At 73.4% G+C, this 11,947-nt stretch carries 6 protein-coding genes; 3 read left to right on the top strand and 3 right to left on the bottom strand.

Annotated features, from left to right (window positions below; all coding sequences use genetic code 11):
• Positions 1-150 precede the first annotated feature (150 nt).
• A complete protein-coding gene (locus ACFZBU_RS34690) occupies positions 151-696 on the top strand; it encodes a YbaK/EbsC family protein (RefSeq protein WP_391587696.1) in 546 nt (181 codons plus the stop codon).
• 54 nt (positions 697-750) lie between these two features.
• Here the strand turns inward: ACFZBU_RS34690 and ACFZBU_RS34685 are convergent, their stop codons facing one another.
• The 3 genes from ACFZBU_RS34685 to ACFZBU_RS34675 form a co-directional block, all read right to left on the bottom strand.
• Positions 751-2,544, bottom strand: coding sequence for an amidohydrolase (locus ACFZBU_RS34685; RefSeq protein ID WP_391587695.1), 1,794 nt, complete (start codon positions 2,542-2,544; stop codon positions 751-753).
• 195 nt (positions 2,545-2,739) lie between these two features.
• Positions 2,740-4,569, bottom strand: a complete 1,830-nt coding sequence (locus ACFZBU_RS34680) for an NAD-binding protein (RefSeq protein WP_391587694.1) — start codon at positions 4,567-4,569, stop codon at positions 2,740-2,742.
• Between the two features lie 89 nt (positions 4,570-4,658).
• Positions 4,659-5,768, bottom strand: a complete 1,110-nt coding sequence (locus ACFZBU_RS34675; protein WP_391587693.1) for a glutamate--cysteine ligase — start codon at positions 5,766-5,768, stop codon at positions 4,659-4,661.
• A 357-nt stretch (positions 5,769-6,125) separates the two neighbouring features.
• On the opposite strand from ACFZBU_RS34675, the gene ACFZBU_RS34670 reads away from it, so the two are divergent.
• Complete coding sequence (locus ACFZBU_RS34670) at positions 6,126-10,787, top strand: hypothetical protein (protein ID WP_391587692.1); 4,662 nt, start codon at positions 6,126-6,128, stop codon at positions 10,785-10,787.
• Between the two features lie 188 nt (positions 10,788-10,975).
• On the top strand, positions 10,976-11,926 hold the full coding sequence (gene ligD / locus ACFZBU_RS34665) for a non-homologous end-joining DNA ligase (protein WP_391587691.1): 951 nt from the start codon (positions 10,976-10,978) through the stop codon (positions 11,924-11,926).
• Positions 11,927-11,947: the final 21 nt, after the last annotated feature.

Here is an 11,947-nt window from a genome sequence, read left to right as displayed (position 1 = left end):
GAGCCGCGGGTGCGCCGTCCGCCGCCTCCGGGGGTGAGCACCACGCCCGCCGGCCGCGGGTCCGGTCCCGCCGACCCGCCCGCCGGGCGGCGAGGCCGGTCTCCCGCGTGCTCGCGCGCACGAGTGCGGCCGATTGGGTTGGATGGCCCCATGACCACCGCACTCGCCCTTCATCCCGCGCTGTCCCACCCCGAGTTGCTCGCCGAACCCGTGGCCCGTGCCCTGGCCGGTTGGCCGGCCGAGTCGGCCGGCCTGGTCGAGGTCGCCGCGATCGATCCCGAACTGGCGGACACCGCCGCGTTCTGCGCCCGCTACGACGTGGCCCCGGCCGACGGCGCGAACTGCGTGGTGATCGCCGCCAAGCGCGGCGGCACGGTCACCTACGCGGCATGTCTGATCACCGCCACCACCAGGGCCGACGTGAACGGCCTGGTCCGCCGGCACCTGGACGCCCGCAAGGCGTCGTTCGCCCCGGTGGACGCGGTGCTCGCCGCAACCGGGATGCGGTACGGCGGGATCACCCCGATCGGGCTGCCCGCGGACTGGCCGATCCTGATCGACGCCGCCGTCGCCGCCCACCCGCGCATCGTGGTCGGCTCCGGGATCCGCGGCTCCAAGCTGTGGGTGCCCGGCCGGCTGCTCGCCGAACTCCCGGGCGCAGAAGTGCTGCCCGACCTCGGCGTCCCCCTGGCCTGACCGTCGGGTCGTCCCGCCCGCGCCGACCCGGCCCGGGCGGGACGGACCACGCCGTCAGCAGTGGTGCGTGAACAGCTTCGCCCCGACCCCCGGGGGCACCGGGACGGGCGTCTCCTCGACCGGCGGGAAGACCGTACGGCCCGCCTTGATCGTCTCCTCGACGGTGATCTCCGCGATCGCCTCACCCGGCACCGTCGCCGGATTCGCGCTCAGGATCACCAGGTCGGCCAGCTTGCCCACCTCGATGCTGCCCTTGTCCGCCTCCTCGCCGTACTGGTAGGCCGCGTTGATGGTGATCGACCGCACCGCGTCCGCGCCCGACACGCACTGGTGCTTGCCGAGCGTCTTGCCCTTGCGGGTCTTCCGGGTGACCTGGCTCGACAGGATCGCGAGCGAACTCGGCCGGGCCACCGGCGCGTCGTGGTGCGAGGTGTAGACCATGCCGCGGGCCAGGGCCCATCCCGCGGGCGAGATGTCGACGGCGCGTTCCTCACCGAGCACCGTCTCGTAGTACCAGTCGCCCCAGTAGAACGTGTGCATCGAGAAGAACGACGGGATGATGCCCAAGCGGCGGAACTCCTCGATCTGGTCCTCACCCGCCGTCTGACAGTGGATGCCCACGGTGCGCCGATCGGCCGGCCTCGCCTCCTTGGTGGCGGTCTGCACGCAACGGATCAGCTGGGCGATCGCCTCGTCGCCGTTGACGTGCGCGATCACCTGCCAGCCGTGTGCGAAGCCGGCCCGGACCTGGTCGAGGGCGACCTCCTCCTCCAGGGTCGGGTAGCCGCAGTAGTCGTCGCCCAAGTCCCCCGGCGGAGTCTTGTACGGCTTGCGCAGCCAGGCCGTCCGGCCCTGTGGCGAGCCGTCCAGATGCAGCTTGATCCCGGCCGCCCGCAGACCGTTCAGATACTCCGCGCTCGCCTCCACCAGGTGCGGCGCCTTGATCGCGTCGGCCGCCTTCACGTAGACGACGACGTCCAGGGGCAGCGCCTTGGCCGCGGCCAGTGCCCGCAGGTCACCCAGCACCGCCAACTCCGCGGCGCCCTCCTGCACGGTCGTGAAGCCGTAACTCGCCGCCGCCTTCAAGCCCTTGTCCAGGAAGCGCGCCCGATCCTGCTCGGCGATGCCCATGATCGCGCGGCCGGAGGCGGGGAGGAACGCGGTCTCCTCCAACACCCCGTCCGGCTCGCCGAACGGCAGCACCGACTCGTCGCCGCGTCGGATCCGCCCGCCCTTGGGGTCCTTCGTGGCGGCGCTGTACTCCAGCACCTCCAACCCCTTGCTGTTCACCGCGCCCAGATGGAACGACTGGTGGATGGCCAGCACCGGCCGCTCCATGGAGACCCGGTCCAGGTCCTCCCGGGTCGGATGCGACTCGCCGTCCAGCAGCGCGTCGTCGTAGCCGAAGCCGACGATCCACTCGGATCGCCGGCCGACCTCACCGTCGGCGAACCGGCGCAGCTTGCGCACGATCGTGTCGATGTCCCCGACGTCGCCGTCCGGTTCGGGAAGCAGGTCGGCGATCGTCTCCTGGAGGCCGGTGCCCACCACGTGGCCGTGCGGGTCGATGAAGCCCGGCAGCAGCGCCCGGCCGGCCAGGTCGTACAGCAGGGTCGTGGGGCCCCGCCACTGCGCGAGCGCCTCGTCCAGGTCGCCGACGAAGGCGATGCGACCGTCCTTGACGGCGACCGCCTCGGGTCGCGCACCGACCTCCCCCACGATCTCCCTCGGGCCGGGCCCGCCCGCCACCGTCTCGATTTCGCCGCCGTGGAAGATCACCTCGGCCGGGCCGGATCCGGCTCCCGTACCCGCTTCCGCGTCCGTCTCCGGCGCGAATCCCTCGGACATCGCCGCTCACCCTGTCCTTCGTTGCATCGACGATCGTGTCGCTACGCAGTCTGTCGGCGACGGACCGTCACATCGAAGGCGAAATTCGGACATCCTGTGCTTCTCGGACGGACCCGGGCCGGCCGGCGGGCCGACCGGGCGAGCCGGCGCCGGGCCGACGCGGGCCGACGCGGGCGACCGACCGGGCGGGCGCCGCTACCCCGTCGGCATGCCGCCGCGATCCCCGCGCAACAACTCGGCCAACCCCTGCCGGGTCGCCGCCAGCACCACCCGGTCGGTCGACCGGAGGAGGTAGCCCGGGTGCAGTTCCCACACCAGATCGCGCTGCGGCGCCGCGTCGGTGCCCAGATCGGCCCGGCGGTCCGCCGGATCGGCCACGTCCAGCGCGAGCACCCGCCACATCCCGGCCCGAAACGATTCCGCCACCGTGCGGCCCTGCAATTCCGGGCGGCCCGCGACGTCGATCGCCGCGAACAGCAGCACCTCGCGTTCCACCGAGATCGCGCCCAGGATCTGCCGACCCATCACGGCTCCGGCGAAGGCCGGCGCGGAGAGCGAGGACACGCTGCGGCTGCGGGTGAGCGCGTTCGGGTAGGACTCGCGCAGCGTCCCGTACACCGTCCTGGCGAAGTCGTCGTCGAACAGCCGTAACACCACCCGCAGTTCCGGATCCACTTCGCGGGCGTACAGGGCCGCCTCCAGGTTGATCGCGTCGTCGCTGGTCAGCGCCAGCAGTGCCCGGCTGGTGCCGATGTGCGCGGCCTCCAGGACACCCTCGCGGGTGACGTCGCCGATCACCACCGGCACCCGGCGCGCATGCGCGGTGGTGATGCCCAGCGCCTGTGGGTCGCGTTCCACGCACACGACCCGAACGCCCAGGTCGCACAGTCGATCCAGCACGCGCGTGCCGATCTTGCCCAGACCCAGCAGCACCACGTGGTCGGCGATCGCCCGCGGCGGCGGACGCTGGGTGGTCGCGGTCCGGAAGGTGCCCAGGCTCTCCAGCACCACCGCGAACAGCACCGGCAGCAGGGCCAGTCCGGCGAGTCCGGACAACACCTGGACGATCTGGCGCCCGGTGCCCTCGCCGAGCGCCGGTTCGCCCATCCCGAAGACGTCCAGGATCGAGCGATAGGCGGCCCGCAGCGGTGGGTCCCCGGTGACCCACCAGGTCAGCCCGGCGAAGACGAAGAGCAGCGCGATCAGGCCGAGGATCGCGTAGCGCAACCGCCGCGGGAACAGCGTGGCCACCGGCAGTCCCGGCGGCAATCGGGGCCGGTTGACCGGCGTCGCGGGGCTCTCCTCCAGGCTGATCGTCTCCAGGACGGTACGGCCCCGGGTGGCCCGGCCGGCGGCAGCCGCGGCGTCGTCGGGCAACAACTCCGGGCTGCCGCCCGGCTCGTCCGAGGCCAGCGCGAGCGTGTACAGGTACGGCGCGGGGTCGCGCTCGTCGGCGGGTCGCTCGGCCGCGCGCAGCAGCAGCCCGTCGGCCTGAACGACCTTGCCCGCACCGGCGATCGCGGCGGCGACCAGGGCCGGGGTGGCGGTGTCCGCGTCGGAGAGCACGGTCGTGGTCACCTCGCCGGCCGAGCCGTCGCCGACCCGGGCCGCCACCGCCCGGTCGAGCAGTTCCTGCAGATGCCGACCGAGCTTGCGGTTGTACAGCCGCACCACGAGCCGGATCCGCGGGTTGATCCGCCGGGCCCGCAGCGCCGCGTGGATGTTGGCCCGGTCGTCGCGATAGACCAGCGCGAGCGCCGACGCGCCCGATACGCCCGCCGAGCGCAGCGCGTCGTCGGTCGGCTCGGCGGCCTCGACCACGGACACCGAAAGTCCGCCGCCGCGCGCCAGGTCATCGATCTGTGGACCGTGGTTGCGGTGCACCGAGGGCAGCAGCACGGTCACATGTTCCCCGTAGACGTGCGCGAGTTCGTACGACAGCCGCTGGGCGAGCGCATCGTCGCCGCACACCACGAGGTGGCCGGCCCGAGGCGGAGGAGTCGGGTGATGCGGAAGTGTCGACACACCCCCACCCTGCCTGCCGGGCCCTCCCCCCGTCAGCCCCTGTCCGCCCGTCCTCCCCGAACAGGCACCCCGTCACCGCCGACCGTCGCCTACCTCGCCGAAGTGTCCGAAATCAGCAGGTCCAGCACGCTCGGCAACCCCCCGGCCACGAACGCCTCACGCTGCCGATCGGCCCCCGTACCCTGCACGATCATCCGATCCACCAGGGCGAACACCCGCGTGGTGTCCCCGAATTCGTCCAGCACCGGGGTGACGTGCGCGAGCAGTTCGCCGACCAGATCACCGGCCTGCATCCGCCGGGCCGCTCCCGCCGGCCCCACCGGCCCGAACAGATCCCCGTCCAGTCCGTCCCGGGCCGCCAACCAGCAGGCGGCGCGCAGCAGTTCCTGGTCGGGTGCGGCGTACGGCGCCTTCTCGTGGTGCTGGTGCAGTGCGGTGACCACCAGCGCCCGGACCAGTCCGGCCAGCATCACCGCATCGTCCGCCCGCAACTGCACGTCCGGGCAGCGGATCTCGATGGTGGGAAAACGTTCGGACAGCCGCACCTGCCAGTACACCTGACCGCGGTCCAGCATCACCCCCACCGCGAGCAGGGCGTCCACCCTGCGTTCGTACTCCTCCAGATCCACGAACACCGGGGGTTGCCCCTCGACCGGCCAGCGTGCGTAGTGGATCGTGCGCCAACTCGCGAAACCGGTGTCCACCCCCTGCCAGAGCGGCGAGTTGGCGCCCATCGCGACCAGCAGCGGCAACCACGGCCGGATCCGGTTGACGACCTGAACCCCCGTCTCCCGGTCCGGCACCGCCACATGCACATGCATCCCGTGGATGAGTTGCACGTCGGCCAGGCGCCGGGCGTTCTCCGCGATCGCGAGATAGCGCGGATGCTCGCTGATCTCCATCGGCTTCCCGTTGCCCGCGGGCGCGGTACCGCAGGCGACCATCCGACAACCGATCCGCTCGGCCGCCGCCGACAGTTCGTGCCGCATCCGGTACAGGTGCCCGCCGATCTCGTCGAGCGAGGAGCACACCGGTGTCGCCACCTCCAACTGCGCCTTCAGTAACTCGGGCTGCACGTCGCCGAGGTCGAACCCGGGCCGCAGACCCACCTCGGCCCGGACCCGCTCGGCCGCCGGTACCGGCAGCCCGCTGACCGGGTCCACGAGCAGGTACTCCTCCTCGACACCCAGGGTGGTCATCACCGAACCGTCCTTTCGAGCGGGCGAACCCGCCGGGCATGGCCTCCGCCTGGACATGACCCGTCCGCGGCCGGCAATGCGCCCCGACCGTGCCCTGCCACCCGGCGGCCCCGGGAATGCCCCGGAACCCCACCAGGCAGGGCGGATCGCGACGCAGTACGTGCTCGACCAAGATCCGGACAGGCCGTACTACTCGGGAGGACTCGATCGGTTGTACCCGTAACCACCGCAGGTCGACACGTCGACCCGGGTCCGCGTCCGGGCCGGGCGGCCACGCGGCGGGGCCGGCGCGCCCGATGTCCGGACGCTGTGATGGGGTGTAACCCGCAAGCGGAACGGGCGAGTACGGGGTGAGTGGTGTCACGGGTACAGGTCGCGAACAAGGCCCTTCTGATCGGACTGCTGTTCGAGGGCGCCGCCGTCGGCGACCTCGGCCGGATCCGCCATCGCGTCGGCGACGACGTGATCGGCGCACTCCTGGGCGACCGGCCGACACCGGGCGTGCGGGCGCTCGCCGCCCGTGACCCCGACCCGTGGGTCCGCCGCAGTCTCGCGCGCAACGGCGGGTTGCTCACCCCGGCAGACCTGGCCGCGCTCCTGGAGCAACCGGACCCGGTGGTCGACCGGATCGTCTACGCACATCCCGAGGCCACCGGCTGGATGCGCCGGGCCGTGCTCGCCCCCGGCCGCTACACCGAGACCCCGCATCCGCTGACCGCACTACACGAGGAGTTGCTCGCGCAGTCCGCGGCGGGGGAGCCGCCGCGCGGGCCGGCCGCGGCCGTGGTCGCCGAACGACCCGATCTGGTCGCGCACGCGCTGCGCGCGTGCGCCGGCACCCTGACCGCCGCCGAGGAACTGCGCGGCCTGTTGTCGCTGAGCCGATACGGCGGCGCCGACCTGCTGCCCGAGGCGCTGCGCCACGTGCGGCCCGAGGTGGCCGCGCTCGCCGGCCGGCCGGCCGAGACGACCGAGGCCGCCGACGGCACAGCCGAGGCGCGGGTCGCCCGGCTTGCCGCCGCGGTGGCCGAGGCCGAGGGTCCCGCCGGGCTGATCGCCGAATTGCGCGCCGGGGTTCATCCGTCGCCCTGGCGTCGGGAGATCGACTGGGCCGCGCTGCGGAACGAGCACCGGCGCGAGCCGCTGCCGGAGGCCACCGCCGCACTCCTGGCCGCCGACCCGGACTGCCCCGACGACCTGCTCGTCGCGCTGTACACCGCGCATCCGACGGCGGTGGGCCCGGTGGCCCGGCCGACGCTCGCGGTGCTGCGGGCGGCGATCGGCACTCCCCGGCACCCCGCGCTGACCCGGATCGCCGCGCTCACCCGCGACCTGGCCGAGCCCGCCGACGTGGCCCGGGTGCTGAACGAGGTGAGCCCCGCCCGGACGGCCGTCGCCACGCTGGCCGAACTCCCGGACTGCGCCGAATTGCGCGAGTTGTTGCGCCGGCACCTGGGCACCCGCGCGGACCGCTGGAACACCCTGCGTGCGGTGTTGCCCCGGCACCGCGACGCGCTGCCGACCCTGCTCGCGGGCATCGCGGCAGGTACCGTCACCGGGCCGCCGGAGCAGGTCGGCGGCCCGCCCCCGACGCTGACCAAGCCGTTTCGGCACCTGCTCGTCTCGGCCGACCCGGACGACCTGCGCGCGTTGTTGCCCGACCTGGCCGACGGCCTGGTGCGCGACCTGCTCTCCAGCGGTGTGCTCCCACAGCCCGTGCGCGAGGCGGCGATCACCTCGACCGACCCGCGCGCGTGGGAGGCGCTGGCCCGCAATATCGGCCTGGACATCCGCGAACTCGACCGCCTGGTCGCCAAGCGGGTCCCGGCCGTGGACGCCGCCGCGTATCTCGGCATGCGCTCGACCCCGTCGTTGCGCCGCGCCATCGCCCGACGCACACCGCTGGACCCGGGCCTGCGCGGCGATCTGCTCGCGCACGGCGACCGGCGCACCCTGCTCCCGCTGGTGGCCTGCGGCGAACCGGAACTGGCCGCGCGGGCACTGGGGTTCGGCTGCCGCAAGGTCGCCCAGCAGTACGCCTACATCAAGGTGTGGGAGCGCCACGGCCCGGACGGCGTACGCACGCTCCTGGACACCACCGGGACCGGCACCGCGGCGCAGATCCGCAAGCGGGTGGAGGCCGCGCTCAAGGCCGAGGACGGCCTGGCCGACCTGCGCGCGAGCGGCGAACCCTACGAGGATCCGGCCACGTTGCCGCACCGCTTCCAGACCCGGACCAGTCGCACCACGGTCCGCGACCTGGTGCACGAGCCGTACGCACACGATTTCCCGCTGCTGATGGCGGCCAACCGCGAGCAGCCGTTCGCCTACGAAGCGATCGACGACCTGATCCGACACGAGCACGCCACCGACGAGGATCGGGCGTACCTGCGCCTGGCGATGGTCAACGCCCTGCGCACGCACGTGCGCCGGGCGATCGACACCCCGCCACTGGAGTGGTTGCGCACCGAGCCCTTCGACCGGGACGAGCGCTGGGTGAACGAGGCGGTGGAGCACGGTCTGCTGGATCCGGTCCGGCTGGTCGACGTGGCCCACCCGGCGCAGGCGGTGGTGTCGTCCGCGCACGGGCTGAACCCGGAGACCGTGCTGGCTCCGCTGCGGGCCCGACTGGCCGAGCTGAGCCGGGAGCATCTCGCGGGCCACACCGACGCGTTGGCCGTCGCGGTCGCCATGGTCGACGGGTTCGCCGGGTCGCTCGCCGAGCTGATCGTGCTGGCCGGCCAGGCCGCGGGTCCGCGTCCCGGGGCCGAGGAACTGGCTCGTGCGGACGCCGTCGCGCTGGAGATCGCGCGGCGCGAGGCGGCCGAGACCGCGAGCGACGAGCCGGTGTCCGCGCCGGAGCCGACGGTCCGCCGCCGTGCGGTCCGGGCCGTCGAGCAGGATCGCACGTCCCGGCTGGTGGCGGTGCATCTGCTGCGCACGATGGCGGCGGGTGCCGGTTCGGGGCCGGAATCGGGGCCGGAGTCGATTCCGGTGCCGGCGGATCCGAGCGTGCTCGCGGCGCTGGCGTCGGTGCGGATCATCGACGCGCCGGGCTTCGAATACCCGAGTTGGCTCTACGAGGCGTGCTTCGGCAGCGATTCGGTGGAGCCGCGGGTGGCCCTGGGGCGCCGGGTGTTCGACGAGTCGGTGGCCAACGACCTGATCGACCTCGGCGAGCCCGAGGTGTTGGCCGCGATGGCCGAGAACAAGGACCTGGAGGAGCCGACGAGGGATCGCATCGCCTCGATCCTGGCCGGCACCCCCGCCGAACGCCCGGAGCAGTACCCGACGAGGGACACCTGGCCGGGCCCGGCCGAGCCCGCTTCGTTTCTGAGTTGGATCGGCGAGTACTACGAAGCAAAGCGTGGCGGCGGCGACTTCCTGGCCGAGGGTGTCTACCGGCACGGCATCGTCGGGCCGATCGAGCTGCTCGGCGTGCTGCCCGCGCGGACCCTGACCCCGCTGCCCAGGAGGTGGCAATCGCGGGTCCTGGCGGGTCCGCTGAACCGGGCTGTCGATGCGCTGGTCGCCGAGCGGCTGGGCGTGGACCCGGACCGCTGGCTGGCCGCGCTGACCGCGATGGGTTCGGCCGGCGACCGCTCGTTGCCCGAACTCCTGGACGCGGCCGTGAAGTCGGCGGCCGACGGTGGCGACGGGGCCGGCGATTGGCAGCCGGTCCGGTCGCCGATCACCATCGAGTTCACCGCGGCCCACGAGAACTCCTGGCGGATCTGGCGCGGTTGGCGGTGGCCGGCGGGCGACCTGCTGCTGCGCGCGTCACCCGAGGCGCTCGCGGTGCTGCTGCCCCGCTTCGGCGAGCACGCCTATCCCACGCTGTCGGCGTACGCACGCCACGTCGAGCACCATGCGCCCGCGCTGGACGAGTACCCGTTCCTGGCGAACGACCGGGCCGGGCTGCGGATCCTGGCGGCCCGGCACCGCGATCCGGTGGTGCGGAACCGGCTGTTGCGGCTGGACGACCCGCAGTTGAACGCGGACCTGTACGGGTCACCGCTGGTGCGCGAGGACGTCGCGGTGCGCCGCGCGGTGTTGTCCCGGGTGCCGCAGGGTCGGCCCGCGAACGGGCCCACGGATCTGCTCCCGCTGGATCCGGCGTTGCGCGAGCGGTTGTCGGCCGACCATCGGCCCACCGCGTCGGTGCTGCCGGCGCTGCGGATCAAGGTCGAGGCGGCCGACCCGGAGCTGATCGAGCACGCGCTGCGCCAGTTGGGCAAGAAGGCGTCGCTGCTGGACCGACTCCTGGGCCTGCGAGGCCTGTTGAGGTACGGCGGCACGGACCGGATCGGCGACCTGGTGGAGCAGGGCGTGCTCGGCGCGACCGCCGGCCGGGTGGTGCTCAAGGCACTCGCGACGGCCGATCCGGACGCGGCGCTCACCGAGCGGATCGACCGCGAGCGGGCCGGCGACAAACTGGTGGCCAAGCTGCGCAGGTGCTTCGGGGCAGCCGAGACCAACGAGGTGCTCGACCTGCCGTACCTGCGCGACTGGGGCCTGATCGTCGCCGAGCACGAGCGCGAGCCGTTTCCGGCGGCGGTGCTGAACCGCCTCGTGCTCCAGCCGGACTCGCCCGCGCGACTGATGGAACTGGGCCCGGTGCACTACCAGGTGGCCCGCAGCGCCGCGACGCTGGCCCCGGAGCAGGCACGTGCCTCGGTGGCCTTCGGGGGCAGCGACCCGGGCGACGCCACCTGGTACACCCACCTGGACGACCTGGTCACGGCCGGTCTGCTGACCGGCCACGACCTGGTCCATGTCGCCCGCGCCGCCGGCTCGGTGCTGCGCTGGATCGCCGAGGCCGGCCACCGCATCGGCGTCGAACCCGCCATCCGCGCCGCCGCGGACGAGGCCCGCGCGGAGATCGCCGCACTGCTCGAAGCCCACCCGGGCACCGACCCGACCCGATGGACCCGAATATTCGCCGCCCTCGCCGGCTGCGACCCCACCTGGTCCCCGGAAACCCCGGGCTCCACCATCGAGGCCCTGTTGACCCGCTGACCCATCGACCCGCCGATCCGCCGAGGGCGGCCGAGCGCGGACCGGGTTCGGGTGCGGGTCCCCACAGGGTCCGGGTCCGGCCCGGCCCGCGCGGTCCGCGGTCCGTCCGGCGAACCCCGTCGGGCGGGACCTGGACCGTTCGGGGGACCCGGCGTGTACCGGGCGGCCGTGCCGACCACGTTCACCCCATGGCCGATCTGCCGGTGTATCCGCCCATGCTCGCCACCACGGGCGCGCTGCCGCCGGCCGCCGAGGACGATCGCTGGGCGTACGAGACGAAGTTGGACGGTCAACGGTGTGTCGGCTACCTCCCGGGGGACGGCACGGTGGTGTTGCGGTCGCGCTCGGGAGCGGACATCACCGCGGCCTATCCCGAGTTGCACGCACTGCGCACGGTGCTCGGTACCCGCTCGGCCGTGCTGGACGGCGAGGTGGTCGCCTTGGACGAGCGCGGACACAGCGACTTCGAACGCCTACAGCCCCGGATGGCACTGGTCGATCATCCGGCCGAGGCCGCTCGGATGCGCGCTCGGGTACCCGTGCGGCTGCTGCTGTTCGACGTGTTGTTCCTGGCCGGCAGGTCGCTGATCCACCGCTCGTACGCCGATCGGCGCCGGGCGCTCGAAGGGCTCGATCTACGCGGCCCGCACTGGTCGACGCCGGCCGCGCTGGTCGGCCACGGCGAAACCGCGCTCGCGGCGACCCGGGCGGAGGGCCTGGAGGGGCTGGTCTGCAAGCGCCTGGACTCGGTGTACACACCCGGCCGGCGCTCGCCGAACTGGGTGAAGATCCGGCACGTGCAGACCCTGGACGTGATCGTGGGCGGCTGGCTGCCCGGGCGCGGTCGGCTCACCGGGTTGCCCGGCGCGCTGCTGGTAGGGGTGCGCGAGGAGGGGCTGTTGCGCTACGTCGGCGCGGTGGGCACCGGCTTCGGCGATCGGGACCGGGAGGTGCTCGGCGAGTTCCTGCGGGTGTCCGCGACCGACACGTGTCCGTTCACGCCGCGCCCGCCGGTGGTCGGCGCGCACTGGGTGTTGCCGCGGCTGGTCGGCGAGGTCCGGTACGCGATGCGCACCCGCGCGGGCCTGTTGCGCCATCCCTCCTGGCACCGCCTGCGCCCGGACCTGGCCGAGGACTGAATCGCACCCGACCGGCCGAGC

The sequence above is a fragment of the Embleya sp. NPDC008237 genome (assembly GCF_042956465.1).
Taxonomy (GTDB): domain Bacteria; phylum Actinomycetota; class Actinomycetes; order Streptomycetales; family Streptomycetaceae; genus Embleya.
This window is presented reverse-complemented; position numbering and strand designations above follow the sequence as displayed.